The sequence below is a fragment of the Bradyrhizobium sp. 62B genome, from assembly GCF_030272265.2.
Taxonomy (GTDB): domain Bacteria; phylum Pseudomonadota; class Alphaproteobacteria; order Rhizobiales; family Xanthobacteraceae; genus Bradyrhizobium.
Genome location: NZ_CP092841.2, coordinates 6,216,866 through 6,230,993, shown reverse-complemented (window position 1 = coordinate 6,230,993; position 14,128 = coordinate 6,216,866). Strand labels below are relative to the sequence as shown.

Genomic DNA, 14,128 nt, shown 5'->3' with positions numbered 1-14,128 from the left:
GCCGGCGCTCTGGCCTACGTCAGGAAACCCTGAGCGATTGGAATATGGGCCGCCGAGAATGTGCACGACTTCGCCGTAGAACATAATAGGCTTCGCCCCCCCCTTGTGATTCGGCGAGAGCCCTTTCGCTCTGGTCAGACGTGATTCGAAACTCAACTTCGGTGACCAGCTCCTCGTATGGCGATGGTGCCCGCTGAAAAACAACCATGCCGGATTCGGGACGTGTAGCGACTCGCGCTTCCCCGCTACCAGTCCATCCACGAAGGCTCTTACATCCATCGGCTTGCCCCCTCACGGTCCTGCAGAGGCCAATACAAGCGGCCTTCGAACGAACGGAATCATGGAAGGTCGGCGTGTGGCGCCCGTCGGGCTTCGTCGCGATGCGATAGGCTACGGGTGCTTTCGAAACGTCGGGCGCATCTATCGGCGAGTGCTCTTTTTTCCAAACCAGGCCCTGACGTGGCTTCCGGCATTTCGGAGGAAGCTACGAAACCTGCATCGCATCTTCAGTTCGACAAGCACCATTGCCGCCTCCGTAATTGAACATTGGTGTCTAGTTCAGATCTCGATCGAACTATTGAATAGCGAGTACTTTCAGCCGGGCTATCGGGTGCACCGGGATGCCGTACGCAGGGTGATCCAAGCCGATTTCGGCCTTGGCACGATCGAGCCACTCGTTGTAGTCGTCGGATGCGGTTCCGCTCGGAACGACAATGAATACCCAGTCGACGAAAGTGGCGAGGCCGAGCGCCTTCAGCATCGAGTCGTTTCGTTTTTTCCTGTAAAGGCTCTGGTTCTGGTAGGGGCCGACGACGATGGCCGCCACTTCGCGATCCCTGCCGCTTAATGAGTCCTTAAACTTGTATCGAAGGTGGACACGACGATGCGCAGGGGGCTTGTCCTCGCTTCGCATGATCTTTTCGCCGAGCAACGTTTCGATCCCATGCCGCAGCCGCGGCTCGACGTAGTCGCTGTAAGTCCGGGGCAAGGATTCGTCGCTCGTCGTCGCCAGCCTCGGAGGTCGGCTCTTGCTCATCGAGGCAGCGAGCCCGCGCGTCGTCAGTTCACCCTTTTTCCATTTCGCCAGGCCGGCTTTAGCGTCGGTCGCGTTGATCGGCCACCAGCGAGCGAAGACTTCGACTACGCCGAACGATGAATCCTTCAGCTCGTTATGGCTCTCCCGGTCCGTCCCCTTCAGGCGGTCAAGGAACGCGAGCGCCGCGACCGCCCGACGCACCGTATTGACGTCGGTCGTGCCGCCGGCCGCCCTCAGGACGGCCTCCCGCTCTCCATGTCTCGCGGCGGCCAGCTGCTGCCGGGCCTCGGCGGCCGTCTTCTTCCAATCCCAGGCCATCAAAGGTTTATGCCCGTTAATCATATCTGCGTTGGGGCGTCGACGCCCGCGAGGAGGAGTGTTAAAGGTAGCGCTGTAGTATTCATAAAGCGGAGTTCAAGCAATGGCCCAGCGGTCGAAGGCGGCGAAAAAGACGGCAAAGCGCACCGGCAAGAAGGTCGGCGAGACGAAGGTCCACACCAAGATCCCTCTCGGCCGCGGCTGGCGCCTTTCCAAAGGCGGCAAGACCGTGTCGGCCAGCCTGCTGGCCGTTCACGATCTGGGGGACCGGTATCTCGTCCTGTTCAAAAGTGCAGTATGATCGCAGGAATTGCGGCGGGCCTGGGCGGTCGCCGAGCCGACATCAATGGGGGATAGTCCGCGTGGCCGCGTCGGACCGCGGCCCTTGCATGATCGGCAGGCGCCCCTGGTCTGAACAGTATTCGACCGAAACGATGTCGTCAGGCGTTTACCGATCTGCGGCCGCACACCTCGTGATGTCGATCAGGTTTCCATTTTTAGAAGAAATAAGCCGGACTTGTTCGCAGTTGCCGCGGCGACGTCGTTCGCCCGTGCCAGCGCCGCGTCGAGCCGATCGCTCAGGCCTCGTTCGCTACTCGGCGTCTGCCCAAGGCAAATTGGACCGCCAGGACTCGTAATCCGCCGACCGGTCCGGAATAGGACCGCCGACCGGCTCGCCCACGGTTTCGATTCCGCCGTCCCGCGTAGCCCGCAACACACCCAGCCAGCCAACCTCAGCAGATCGAGCGCCCCACAGGCAGCAACATCGCGAATGCCGGTCTCTCTGTTGTAGTATGTCTATCCTGGTGGACGCCTGACGGTGGTCGCCTCGCCCAGATCGCTATACTGAAGGCGAAGTCGGCTCGCTGATCCTGGGCAGGGCAGGGCCCGTCCCGGCGCGCCTGTCGGCGCGTCCGGATGTTCACGAAGCCGGGCACTACTTCGCGGACCAGTTCTCGTAGTTGATCGGGACCCACTGGTAGTTCTCGCCTGCCTTTCGGACGTATCCGACTCCGGGAAACGAAAGGTGGGGAGCGGCGATAAGAGTCCGCTTGTCCGCGAACTCGGCGAACGCCTTTCTTCGGACGTCGACCGCGAGCCGCGGCTCGGCGTCGTACATGATAGATACTCCGGGAGCCGAAAACTGCACTGCGGCGGCATGCACGATGTCGCCGACAAAGACGATGGCGCCGCCGCTCGTGGTTAGCGTGTAGAACGCACTTCCCGGCGTGTGGCCCGGGTGCGGCGTGGCCGTGATACCCGGCACTACTTCGGTGCTGCTTGTGAACGTGGCGACCTTGCCCGCATCGAGATACGGTTTCAGCATCTTTACGGCCTCTTCGGACGCCTCCGCATCAGCGTGCGGCCTGGAGCCCTTGGCGGGTTCGACGAAGTAATTGAGGTCGGGCTTTCCGAAGTGCACCACGGCGTTGGGAAACATCGTTTGGCCGCCGCGGACCAACCCGCCGACATGGTCCGGATGGACGTGGGTGACCAGGATATCGTCGATTTGCTCGGCGCGGATGCCGGCAGAGGTGAGGCTATCGGTCAGCCGGCCGCCGCTTCCCGGGCCGAACAGGTCGCCGACGCCGGTGTCTATCATCACGTGGCGCGAGCCCATCTCTAGCACAAAGACGTTTATCGAGGTCTGGACCGGATTGGCCAGGAATTCTTGTGTGAGCGCCGCGTCCGTGCGGGCTGCCGTGGTGCCTTGAAGTAGCTTATGGAGATCCTGGGGAGCAGTGCCATCAGACAGAGCAACGATCTGAACGTCGCCGACCTTGAACCGATACACGCCCGACGGCTGCGGCAGGACCTGGGGCATCGTCGTCGAGACGATGGTCGCCGTCGTCGCGAGCGCGGCGGGCGCGGAAAACAGCGCCAGGACCGCCATTGCATGAGTGATGTGCCGGGATATGCTCTGCATATCGATATCTCCTGTTGAGGACGCGGGGGCGAGGCGCCTTTGGTCCGATGTGACTTGAAATCCCGTCCATGTTGCCAGATGCGAAACGTATAACCTCCAAGCTCAAAGCCAAGCCGGCGGCCCCTTCGCAGCTCAAGATTGATGCTTGGATAGATCGGGAGTTGGCCCGAGGGGGGAAAGAATTCGAAACCAATCTGGCGCTCGCGGCCGCGGCCGGGTCGCCGGCGAGCAATCTGTCGGAGGCCGCGCGCTACCTCCTGCATCGTCCGGATCGCACTTTCCCAGGCTTCATGCGGTGGGGCGCCCCCGAGCGCTCTGCGGAATGGTATGCTCGAATGAAGGACGATGCGGCCGTCAAGGTTTTGGTAGAGCGTTTCATCCGCGACGTGCTGCCTGAATCCCGAGACGACTACCCGAGCGGATTTGCGGCCGCAGTCGAGCGGCTGGCGGGCGGGCTGACGCCCGCATTCCTGGCCGCGGCCGCCGAGGCGGTCAATCACGGCGTCATCCACACCAGTGACGCCATCGCCAATGGTGCTCTTGCGGATCTCGCCGCCTTCGAGGCGATCGTCGAACGCGCAGTCCAAGTCGTAACGCCGAGCCAAGCGGAGCTGCAAAGAAACGCGGAAATCCACCTGGCCATCGTAAACGGCGAATACAGCGAGGATTACGCCGAGCACCTAGCCGAGGATGATAGCGGCTACACCGCCCGCGAGTTTCTCGAGGCTTACGTCGACCGTGTGCGAGCGACCGCGGGGTGGGCCCGCATCGCACAGCATCCGCATCGTGCCTATCTACAACGGTATTGGTTCCGGGCGCTGCTCAAGGAAGATAAGCCTGCGGCCGACGAGGTAGCGGGAGCATTCGCGTCCGGTCACGGGACGGAGCACGAGGATGATGTTTGGCACGTCCTGGTCAGGGCATGGAATCCCGCCTTCGAAAAACCGCTGATTCAAAGGATCCTGACCGGACATCAAGAGAGCAGCATCAGGACCGCCGCCCTGATCGCTCTGGTCGAGCGAGCCCCTCAGCGTCTTGCCGAGATCCTCGAGACGTTATCCCAAGCGGGAAATCAGGCCCGGCTGATCCAGCTCGCCATCGAGCTTGGTGAACTTCGACATCGCCAAGCCCGTCCCGATGGAAAACGCCACACCGAAGCTGCCGAGCAGGCCTGCCAGTCGCTGCCGTCTGCATTGCGGGAGATTGCGGAGGCTGCGTATTCGCTCGACAAGGGAATTCCTACCCTTTCGGCCGAGGCCCGCGAATACCTGACGGGAGTTGCAGACGTCGACGAGGATGTACGGCTCTTCCGCGTCAAGATGGATCGCCATGTGCCACTGTCCATCACAGAAGACGCTCGCTGGCTGCTCGCGCATTCTGACGAATCCAGCCACGCAGTAGAAGCTTTGGAATTCGTCATCCGGCACAGAATGGATGCGGACATGAAGGCCGCACTGTCGCATCGCTTCGCGGACGTCGTCGCCCGGTCGCTGCAGGCCTTGCCTCCCGCGTTGCCGCTGCCGCCGGATATCCTCGCCCTGGCGGAAGCCAAGGGAAGTCCCGTGCGCAAGGCGCTGGTCGAGCTGCTCGAAGCGCGACCTCACCCATCCCACATGCCTGCACTCGTCCTTCTATCAAAGGACGACTGGTCTCCTAGGGCGAGCTACAGCGGCGAGGCAGCCGACTACCCGATTGCGCAAAGCGCCGTTAAGGCAATGGCGAAGCTCGGAAGGATCAACGACGATACAGCGGATGAACTTTATGGCGTGGCAATCGACACGCGCGATTACGATCTTCGCTACGAGATATTCCTTCTGCTGGCGCGCTCGGCCAGCGAACAATTTCAGGACAGGCTCTTCGAGCTTGCCACTAATCCCGGTACTCGCGACGTGAGACTGAGGGCGGCGCACGCATTGCTCGTAGCTTCGGAGTTCGCGGTGCCGCGGCTTCTGGAATCGATAACTCCCCAATTGGTCAAGACGAAGATTGAACCCGTCGCTTCCCGGTTCTTGCTTATGCTGGCGCTTCGCGGTGACACCGATCAGCTTTTGAAATGCGCCGAGTCTCTCGCCACGCATGACAAAAGGCGCGTGCTGCTATTGCTCGCGATCTGGGCGGTGCGCGATAGGGACGTCGCGGCGGCCGAACGGATAGCAAGCATGTTGCCAACGAACCACGTTGCCGCGAAATGGGCACTCGCTGGTGGTACTGGTAAACTAGCAGATGCTGCGCTGGATGATTTAGGCGATCCGATCAGCGTCGAACAGGTGAACTTCTTCATGAAGCGGGAACGAAAAAAGCGTTGAAGTCGACCTGTCGGGTCAATTTGATCGCAAGAAACAGCGCAATCGGAATGTGTCGGACCTACTAGAGCGATACTGATCCTATAAATAGTTTACAGCTATCGGGCCGTTGGAGGGGCAGCGAATGATTTTCAGCGGGAGCGCAAGTAGAGATACTGCCGTCCACGAGTCCGGCCATGCCGTTGCCCGCGTTCTGTCGATCGGCCGCGTAGGCATCACCGATGAAAACGCCATCCGGTGGATAGAAATGGATTGGGGCACTCCGCATTGCTCGGTGTTCGAGCTACCACTGAACATGCCCGGGCTTAAGGAGTTTGGGGCGCGCGAAGGCATCAAGGAAGGCATCTGGCCGACGGTAGAAGAATGGCGCAAGCTATTCTCGTTTATGGGCATCGATCCATTGGAATGGGCGAGCGTGCGGCTTTTTGAGATTACTTCTGGAGCCGCGGCGCAAGCAAAATTTGCAGGCGTCTCATTCGACTCGGTCTGGTTTGACGTCGGGTGTAGTGACGACCGTCAGAAAGTCGTTGAGACTTGCCAAAGGATCGGCTTGAACGAAGCAGAAGCAAAAGCGCTTTTGGCGGAGCGGTCTAGACAAGCGTGCACCGTAATGGAAAAGATCGACGTGTGGCGGGCGGTGCTGACCCTAGCTGAACGACTGCCCCCCAGCGGCAGAATGCCGGGCAGAACCGTCGTTTCTATCGTTCAGAACGCATTGCGCGCTTAGAAGTCAGGGTGGAACGGGCTACGCGAGCCTCCCCTCCGTTATTCTCGCATTACGATTTTTTCTGGCGACGATACTGCGGTGGCAACGCCTTGCCGCGCCATCCGAGCGTCTCCCCTCGAACCTTCCATTGGCCGCGACTCCCATGAGGCCCCGTCCATTCCTTGTCCAGTAGCATCACTAGCTTTTTGCCATATGCTCTCATGAGTTTGGTGTAGCCATCCCACAAGTGCTCATACAGATGTTGCCCCTCGTGTGTGTCCTGAACTGTGAGGGCGCATGGGTATCTGAACCAGGAATCCAGCCCCGACTCGAAAGCCTCCAGTACGTGCGTATAGGTTTTCTTGTATGGGACGAGGTTCGATCGGTCTCGCAGGACGGTCAGCTTGTGCGACGTAAGCAAGCTGGATAGCCGCCCGTTCGAGATCCAGCTGGGGTTTTCGTACACGAGGAAGGCCTTGATCGCATTCTCAAGCGCAAAGCCTCCGAGTAGGAAGACCGGCTTATCAACCCCTCGCATCTGGTGAACCACTTCTCCTTTCGCGTTCAGTCTCGAAAGGATGCTGGATCGATTGCGCCGCCCGTACATTTCCGTGGCTTGGTCGTGGAGGTTTTCGGCGGTAAGTAGCCAGGCATGAGGGTTGGCGTAATCGTCAACAAACCGTCTATTGTCGTCCATTTTTCTTTCTCAACGCGCCCCGCGTACATGGCGACGCCGGCGTCGTTCTCTTCTTAGTTTCGCCACGTCTGCCTCGTGATTTTGTCGAACCACATCTCGGTCACGTAGCGAGCGTGAGGCACGGCACGGAACTTAGTGTAGGAATAGTGCGGACCGTTCTGCATCCACGTCCAGAACGAGCCAAAACCGTAATGATAGAGGCCGTCGGGCGGCCATGGCTCTCCAGCTTCCTTTGCCCATTTCTCGATTAGCGCGGGCATTTGCGCTTCAGCTTCACCCTTCTTCACACCTATCTCCCCGTACAAAGTGAGCTGTGGCGAATGTTCGTCCGCGAAACGAAGCATGACATCGATCCGATCTGGGCAGCACCTTGTCGCTGCGCAACGACTCCCGGGGTCGGTTAGCACCAGGTTCGCGGCAAGGACCTGTCATCGGTACAAGGCGCCAACCCCTGGGCGATCTCATAAAGGCTATCACCGGTGTCTGGAGGAACACGAAGAGAATTCGCGGTCGACCAATCGGTCGTGCTGATCAGAGACCCATTGGCCCATGGCCGACTTTTTGTGCGCGGAAACTATCCTAAGCCGCCGTTCGAACTCTGGAAGTTCGGCAGGCCAATGGCGAAGAAAAGATGGCAGTCGAATTTTCCGAGACGTTGACACAGGATTGGCTGAAATCGAAGTGGCCGCTGATCGATAGTGGGTGTCAGAAGGTGATCGAATGCGCTAAGGCTAGGGGATACAAGAGATTGCGATATTACGAATGGCACTAATGGGGCAGCAGCCCGACAGCGGCGGGACCCAAGGTTGGTAAATTTCGCCCCTAGCGCTAGGTTTGAATCCATATCATTTCAAAAAATGAGACCAAGTTGGCCGAGCGGTAACCGGCATGACAACGCAGAGCTACCCGAACGACGCTTTCACAGTAATCCCCGTGCCACGGCATCGGCTACCGGTGCGCTTGTCGTACGCATTGCGCGGTTCACACGGCCAGTACCAGCTAAGAGGGGGTATCGGCCTCCTTAGTAATGATGTGCGAGAGAGTTTTACTCTGCCGGCTATATCGTGGGCCGACCGTTAGATCGCTACCTTCAAGCGAGGCATCCGGCATAGATGTCGTAAAAATCACCTGGAACGGGACTTTCACCTTCTGCGCCTCAGCGATGAGGAGACGCTGGAAGTTGTGCGTGCGCACAGCCTCCATCCCCTTGTCTTCGATATTATCCATCAGAAGAAATCTGGGGTGCCAAAACTCAGCATCGTAACAAGCCGCGAATAAGATCGAAAGAATGGCCGCGTTTTTGAGGACCACGTTGCTGCTCTCGGCGAAGTTCATCTTGCCGTCGACGAGCATTGCGTCATCCCCGAAGTTTATCGAGAAGGTCGTTGGATCTTCAAATGCGTCTTCCCGAGATAGGTCTTGCTTCAGAATGTTGCGGCCGATAGAGCCGACCAACGCCATGGCTTTATTCGTCCTGGACGTCGCGGAAGCAAGCAAGCGCTTCAAAAGCTTCTCGACGCGGTCAATTTCATCGTTCAATGCAGCCCGAGTCATTGAAAGTGCATCGATGCGCGCAACGATAGCCCGTATTTCTTCGAGGTGAGCTATTTCGTAGTCGATGCGACCTATCCGTCTGTTCTTCTCTGCCAAGAAGCTTTCGCGGGGGGAGTTGCTTACGTCATATCTGGAGGTGAAATCCGAGAGCAACACCATGTAATCACGACGCAGGCTGCGCGCCTGGGCTTGGGCTTCGAGGAGCTGACCATTCTTGGAATCAAGTAGTTGGCGCGATTCGCGTATCTGAAGTTCCGTGTCGATTCTGATTTCGAAGTATTTCGACTTCACTTCGTCGACATCCAGGACCTGATGGCAAACGATGCAATGGCCTGGTTCGGCCTCACTCAGCGGCTTTAGACACGCCGGGCAATATTGGAATTCAATATTTCCGACCTTTTCCGCCAAATCGTCTGTGGCACTTAATGTCTCGAGCTGATCTTCTAGGTGGGTGACGAATTGGCTTATCTCGTCGATTTCGTCCGAAAGCGTTGTCGCGTGTTCTTCAACTCGATTGAGAGTCCCCGCAACGCCCCTAAGCCTGTTCTGCATCTTCCGCCGGTCCGCGGCGAAGTCGTCGGTTTGACCGGAACCGACCAAGTCGTCGGCGTTCTCGATCTCAGATAAAACGGCGGTCTTCTCCGAGGCCAGCGCGCTGCCTCGCGCGTCGAGCATCGCAATCGATGACAATCCTTCAGAAGCCGGCAGCGCCGCTACGGCAGCATGATAGTCGCGATTCTTATCAGCATATTCGGATTTCAACTCGCGTAGGCGGATCTGATTCTCATACAAATCGTAACCGTTGACGCCGATCAGGAGTTGGCCGACAACTTCCCGGATATCTCTTGTGTCGAAGCTTTCGAAGCGGAATAGCTTCCCAGGCGGGGTCTGTTGATCCGCATATAGCAGACGAAGTGCCTGATGCATGGTAACGTTAGAATTTCCCAGGCTGGGGGCTTCCGGTAAGCCGATCGCGCGAAATAACACCTGGGTGATAGAGAGGTCCTTGCCGCCCGGAGGGCGCCGGATAGGGAAGCGTTGCCAGGCCTCAATGTCAGCTTCGAGTGAATCCGCCAGTGGCCCGTAATAAACGGATACCGGTTCTAGCTTGGTCCCGATCGCCCGATGAAGCGTCAGTATTGACGACGCGGTCTCCACTTCCAATCGCACCGCCGTGCATCTGCTGGCGGCATCCTTCCACCGGTCGAACTCGCCGCCGAGTCCGAAGAAGATGAAGTCAGCTATCGTCGACTTGCCCGAACTATTTTCGCCGCGAATGACGTTCACACCGTGATGAAATTCTTGGTCGTACTCGACGGATGCGCCTGCTGTTACGCGTAAACGCTTTATGGCCATGAACGATCGCGTCATTAGGTGCCAATTCTCCGCAGACCGGTGGCCGACCGAAGCCCGCCCTTGTCGATCCCAACGGAGGCAAATTCGTTGGTGATGAAGCGCAGGACGCCCCGTTCGCGGCTAAGAACCAGGCGGTCACCCAACGAGGCGGCGAGCTCTTTGCCCGTATCGTTCAACTGATACAGCCCCCTGTCGGCAAGCTTCAGGTCGCAAAGACCGCGACCTATAAGATTTTGTACGGCCAGTGTCTGGGTGCCCGCCATTTTGTTGTACAACAGAGGCGGTGAAGGATACTCAAGGAACGCTTCGTCGGGTCTCGGAATTTTGAGAGAGTTGAACGCGCGTCTAGCATCCAGGGACATTTGGGTGAGATGCAGGAGGCTGGGATTCAGGAGGTAAAAATCAGAAACAAAGAGGCGGTCACGGCGAGGCGCCATGGAGTTCCAGTTTTGAAGGATGGCCAGATATCTTCTCATAGTGTCGAAGATATCGAGTTGAGCGTGCCATTGGCGAAGTTTCATGGTGCGTCCCACCGAACATGGCACCGCTCTGTCAGGAAATAGAGCGCGTTCATTATCGTCTTGGTACTCGCTCGATGGGCGCTGTATTTGAAACTGAGCGGCTCGATCACCTCACGCAGAATAGCGGCGGAAATAACGGCGTTGTTCGCTCCGGTGCATATCAGCGGATGATATATAAGAGACTGGAAATACTGTTCAACATCGGCCAGCAGATTGTTATGTAGCTGCGATTTGCGCGTTATCAGGCCTTGCTGAAAGAATTCGCGCGCGAAACGGTTCTGAGACTCGTTGGCGAACATGTATTCATGCTCGCGATTGGCTGATGCCATCTTCTCAAGCAATGTCCGGCGGTCCTCACCCCGCTCTTGAAGGTCGTCTGAAGCGAACGCATCTCCGATTGCCCGGTCCTCATGTTCAAAGGCGAGCTTCTTTAGCCTCCGGTGAATGCCGAGGTATACGACGTCGTGTCGGCTTGTGGGCTTGCAAATGGTGAGGTGGTCGGCATCGACGGCTATTGCGGGGGCGCCACCCACGCCTGGATCGGCGCTACGCTTATCGACGACAAGCGCTACGTTGTGCGTCTTGTACTTCTCGTAGTAGGCGCATACGTCGATCTTCCGGCCGTGGCAGTACATGCGGAAGCTCTCGTTGAGATCGTCGAGCTCCGGGCTTTCCATCGCCAGTTTGTCGACATGAACGGACGTCAGCCTCCGCACAAAAGTCTTGAGTAAATCCGCGAGGCTCGATCCGGTGTGGGGCGTCGCCAGAAAATAGATGCCTGCGCAGCTGTCAGCTATGCGGTTCCACCCATCGTCGTTCGACTCCGCTGCGGTTCTCAGCATCTGCTTGACGAGGAGACCGCCGAGGCTGTGACAGACGAAAACGATAGGTTTGTCGCCAAAGGAATATCCGGCAAGCGTCTCGAGGGTACTCTTTGCCCGCTCATGAAGGTTCATCTCCTTCTTGGCCCACTGGGCGAAGACGCCAGCCGGATATCCGATAGTGTAAAAACTAAGCGAGGGCAGGTCGGCGGACAGCCAGTTCGGCCAATAATTGCCCTCAGCCTCGGAGCTGGCTGAACAAGTCCAGGTTTCTACGGCATCGCCGGTCAGGCCGTGCACGAAAATCACGTCCGCGCAGCATTCTCGCTTCGCGACTGCAGCAAAATGAAAAGTCCCTGACAATTGTGCTCCGCTCATCTAGCTTATTCTGGTTGTAGACATAATCGGCCTAATTGCAAATCAGGTCAGGGGGGAGGGATGTTTGACCAGGGGATATTCTTAACGCGGGCGTTTAGCCGGCGCGAAGGCGCCTTCGACCTACGAATGCCGGACGTCGAGCGTGCTTGGTCTCAATCCTTGGCATCTCGTCGCCCGGTCCGTCCAGGCCGATTCCCGATCTTTCGATAGCTACGCTTCTCCGAAAGTTGAGCCTGGCGATAAGCTCGATTGGCATCGATGCAAAAAGTAAGACCAAGCTTGCCCAACGGTAACCGGCATGACAACGCAGAGCTGTCCGAATTACACTTTCATACTAATCCCTGGGACCTGGCATCGGCTCTTCGCCCGCCTCTCTCGTCGTACCCCCTGGTATCAGGAGAGGTCCGATTTCCGGGACCGATTGTCCGTAGAATTGACGAAAGCCGGGCTCGCGTTCGAGATGACGGACTTCTGCTGGAGCGGCGCCAACTCCGTGTTCGTGAGAAAAACCGAGGCGCAACGACTGGCGCGCGAGTTGCGCCATCGAGATAAGGTGGGCCACGAACAGATACTGATCGCCCATAGCTATGCGGCCAACCTCGCCCTCTTAGCCTGCAAGGATTGCCCGGAGATTCATCAGCGGCTGCGGCTGATCACGCTGGCCTCGCCGTTTTTGCAGATAGAAGTGACCGGGCTTGTGTCGGCTCAGGTCAATACGCTCAAAACCGCGATGCTTACGTTCCCCGCTTTTCTCTTAATGCTGCTGTTCGACTTCAGCATAACCTCGCCGACCTTTAAGTACCTGGTCGTCAATGTCTCGTTCCTGTTCGCGTTAGTTCCGGTTTTATGTGGCGCGTTGGCGCTCGCATGGGGAGCCCGAGTTCTCGACCGATCCTACACGCTCTGGGACGCCTACGTTCCGCGCAAGGTCTTACGACTTCATGAGGCCGCTAGATATTCTCTGAGGGAGATGACGGGTCTAAGGATGCTTATTCTTAGAGGGATCGATGACGAAGCGGTCGCCGCGATCACGATAGGTGCGATGTCCACTCAGATCGCAGCCTCGTTTCTTCGCCCGATGAATAATCTTTGTGGCTGGGCATTCGCAGCATTCGCTTTGCTCGTCCTACCAGTTTCAATGTTCGAACACATCACGGGCTGGAACATCGGTTGGTTCGACCTTGCGGAGAGATGGCTAGAACGGCACCTGTCGGGAGCAATCCCATTCGTCGCCGCATACTACTTCGGATTTATCCTGGTGGCACACTTGCCGCGGTCGGTCTATGGCCGCGAACTCCTCGTGAATTCGATCCGTTGCGACGTTGTCGTCAATTCCGTTCCCGACGCGAGCGAAGGAAACAAGGTCGAAGTGACGACCATCAACAACGCGCAAACTAAACGCGGCATGCGACACGGAATTCACGCAAGTTTAGAGTGCGCCCCAACTATCAAGGGGTGGGTCAACGGTGCCGACGCAGGTGTTGCGCCTGATGTTTCGACGTAAGGAGAAAAGGCTTCTTGGCAGTCGCGTCAAACGTCTGGATACTTGGTCATGATGGCCGACTCTGATTTTGGGGTGAAGGCGGGCAGGTGCTAAGGCCGATTGGAGCGGTGCGAAAAGCTACCTCCGCCGGCTGCTACGCAACTTGATACTTTATTGCCGCCCCAAACAATCCATGCGATCCTTAGGTCGCTGCCGCCAAGGTAGACTTTCGGTCCCCGAGCCCGAGCAAGGTGCGGACCTTTGGGCAGGGGACCGGATTGGCCCCTTCTGGGCTGTTATTCGACGGTCAGATTCGTGTTACCCGGGACGTTACTGGCATTTGTCTTCAGCAGGCTTCGAATTGCCCGTGCCGCTGGAACGAATGCCTTTTCGTAGGTGAATGCGTGCCAATCGATTGCGGCCCGCGCACCCAGCTTATCTTGGTGAAGCCTGTCTCGGACGCTCATCGCGCTGCCGACGTCCGCGTCGACGCCCAGCTTTGCCTCGGGGTCGAACTTCTTTGCTAGGGAGGGCCTCCACTGACCGGTTTCGATGCGGTCCGCTGCCGACCCGTCCCGGCCGTTTTCCCTCAACCACAGTGCTGAGCCCAATCCTTCACAGATCGAAAAAGTCCCGACGCAAAATTCGAAGTTGAGGATTTGGAAGTATGGCTCAAACAGAAGCGCCTTGCCATTTCCTCGTTTGGCATGCGGAACGATCAGAGCCGCCTTCATCTCCAACCCGACCAGGATGTGTTTGAGATTGGAGACAAGCCGATCGTGCACCACTTGCGCGAGACCAGCCGGGAGAGATTTTCGGATCCATTCTTCCCAGTCGGACGAACTGGAGACGTTTACAAATCCTGTTGGCTGAGCGGGCAATTCGATGAGGTGAAACTTCAACTGAGCCTCCGTGTTCTGGCGTGCCATCAGCGTCAGGCCGCTTGGTGATATCATTGCAGCTTTAGCGCTCACTGGCGATCTCTGCGCCACACTTCAAAGAGCCTGTCTGCAAAACGGCATGTTCGC

At 57.9% G+C, this 14,128-nt stretch carries 12 protein-coding genes; 4 read left to right on the top strand and 8 right to left on the bottom strand.

Annotated elements, in window-relative coordinates:
* Positions 1–574: 574 nt before the first annotated feature.
* The gene (locus ML401_RS29885; protein ID WP_285807839.1) at positions 575–1,354 is read right to left on the bottom strand and encodes a hypothetical protein; all 780 of its coding nucleotides are present in this window, start codon (positions 1,352–1,354) and stop codon (positions 575–577) included.
* 103 nt (positions 1,355–1,457) lie between these two features.
* Here ML401_RS29885 and ML401_RS29880 point away from each other — a divergent pair, with 103 nt between their 5' ends.
* A complete protein-coding gene (locus ML401_RS29880; protein WP_207889026.1) occupies positions 1,458–1,655 on the top strand; it encodes a hypothetical protein in 198 nt (65 codons plus the stop codon).
* A gap of 636 nt (positions 1,656–2,291) precedes the next feature.
* Here the strand turns inward: ML401_RS29880 and ML401_RS29875 are convergent.
* Positions 2,292–3,281 carry an MBL fold metallo-hydrolase gene (locus tag ML401_RS29875; RefSeq protein ID WP_285807838.1) on the bottom strand — a complete coding sequence of 330 codons (990 nt, stop codon included), beginning with the start codon at positions 3,279–3,281 and terminating at the stop codon, positions 2,292–2,294.
* 68 nt (positions 3,282–3,349) lie between these two features.
* On the opposite strand from ML401_RS29875, the gene ML401_RS29870 reads away from it, so the two are divergent.
* Both ML401_RS29870 and ML401_RS29865 read left to right on the top strand, forming a co-directional pair.
* Complete coding sequence (locus ML401_RS29870) at positions 3,350–5,587, top strand: hypothetical protein (protein WP_285807837.1); 2,238 nt, start codon at positions 3,350–3,352, stop codon at positions 5,585–5,587.
* A gap of 121 nt (positions 5,588–5,708) precedes the next feature.
* On the top strand, positions 5,709–6,311 hold the full coding sequence (locus ML401_RS29865; RefSeq protein WP_285807836.1) for a hypothetical protein: 603 nt from the start codon (positions 5,709–5,711) through the stop codon (positions 6,309–6,311).
* A gap of 49 nt (positions 6,312–6,360) precedes the next feature.
* Here the strand turns inward: ML401_RS29865 and ML401_RS29860 are convergent, their stop codons facing one another.
* The 5 genes from ML401_RS29860 to ML401_RS29840 all read right to left on the bottom strand — a co-directional run bounded on the left by ML401_RS29860 (position 6,361) and on the right by ML401_RS29840 (position 11,617).
* Complete coding sequence (locus tag ML401_RS29860) at positions 6,361–6,987, bottom strand: hypothetical protein (protein WP_285807835.1); 627 nt, start codon at positions 6,985–6,987, stop codon at positions 6,361–6,363.
* A 53-nt stretch (positions 6,988–7,040) separates the two neighbouring features.
* Positions 7,041–7,331 (bottom strand): hypothetical protein, encoded by a 291-nt coding sequence (locus ML401_RS29855; RefSeq protein ID WP_285807834.1) that lies wholly within the window; start codon positions 7,329–7,331, stop codon positions 7,041–7,043.
* Between the two features lie 655 nt (positions 7,332–7,986).
* Positions 7,987–9,912, bottom strand: a complete 1,926-nt coding sequence (locus tag ML401_RS29850) for an AAA family ATPase (protein WP_285807833.1) — start codon at positions 9,910–9,912, stop codon at positions 7,987–7,989.
* Complete coding sequence (locus tag ML401_RS29845) at positions 9,912–10,418, bottom strand: ABC-three component system middle component 5 (RefSeq protein ID WP_285807832.1); 507 nt, start codon at positions 10,416–10,418, stop codon at positions 9,912–9,914. The genes ML401_RS29850 and ML401_RS29845 overlap by 1 nt, the downstream gene beginning before the upstream one ends.
* Positions 10,415–11,617, bottom strand: coding sequence for an ABC-three component system protein (locus ML401_RS29840; RefSeq protein ID WP_285807831.1), 1,203 nt, complete (start codon positions 11,615–11,617; stop codon positions 10,415–10,417). The genes ML401_RS29845 and ML401_RS29840 overlap by 4 nt, the downstream gene beginning before the upstream one ends.
* A 460-nt stretch (positions 11,618–12,077) precedes the next feature.
* Here ML401_RS29840 and ML401_RS29835 point away from each other — a divergent pair, with 460 nt between their 5' ends.
* A complete protein-coding gene (locus ML401_RS29835) occupies positions 12,078–13,121 on the top strand; it encodes a hypothetical protein (protein WP_285807830.1) in 1,044 nt (347 codons plus the stop codon).
* 275 nt (positions 13,122–13,396) lie between these two features.
* Here ML401_RS29835 and ML401_RS29830 read toward each other — a convergent pair whose 3' ends face one another.
* Positions 13,397–14,074 (bottom strand): hypothetical protein, encoded by a 678-nt coding sequence (locus tag ML401_RS29830; RefSeq protein WP_285807829.1) that lies wholly within the window; start codon positions 14,072–14,074, stop codon positions 13,397–13,399.
* Positions 14,075–14,128: the final 54 nt, after the last annotated feature.

Bases quoted from the DNA above. Each gene is read 5' to 3' on its own strand.
- ML401_RS29855 (WP_285807834.1), bottom strand. From the start codon at position 7,331: ATGCTTCGTTTCGCGGACGAACATTCGCCACAGCTCACTTTGTACGGG.
- ML401_RS29885 (WP_285807839.1), bottom strand. From the start codon at position 1,354: ATGGCCTGGGATTGGAAGAAGACGGCCGCCGAGGCCCGGCAGCAGCTG.
- ML401_RS29850 (WP_285807833.1), bottom strand. From the start codon at position 9,912: ATGACGCGATCGTTCATGGCCATAAAGCGTTTACGCGTAACAGCAGGC.
- ML401_RS29835 (WP_285807830.1), top strand. From the start codon at position 12,078: ATGACGGACTTCTGCTGGAGCGGCGCCAACTCCGTGTTCGTGAGAAAA.
- ML401_RS29845 (WP_285807832.1), bottom strand. From the start codon at position 10,418: ATGAAACTTCGCCAATGGCACGCTCAACTCGATATCTTCGACACTATG.
- ML401_RS29870 (WP_285807837.1), top strand. From the start codon at position 3,350: ATGTTGCCAGATGCGAAACGTATAACCTCCAAGCTCAAAGCCAAGCCG.
- ML401_RS29875 (WP_285807838.1), bottom strand. From the start codon at position 3,281: ATGCAGAGCATATCCCGGCACATCACTCATGCAATGGCGGTCCTGGCG.
- ML401_RS29840 (WP_285807831.1), bottom strand. From the start codon at position 11,617: ATGAGCGGAGCACAATTGTCAGGGACTTTTCATTTTGCTGCAGTCGCG.
- ML401_RS29880 (WP_207889026.1), top strand. From the start codon at position 1,458: ATGGCCCAGCGGTCGAAGGCGGCGAAAAAGACGGCAAAGCGCACCGGC.
- ML401_RS29860 (WP_285807835.1), bottom strand. From the start codon at position 6,987: ATGGACGACAATAGACGGTTTGTTGACGATTACGCCAACCCTCATGCC.
- ML401_RS29865 (WP_285807836.1), top strand. From the start codon at position 5,709: ATGATTTTCAGCGGGAGCGCAAGTAGAGATACTGCCGTCCACGAGTCC.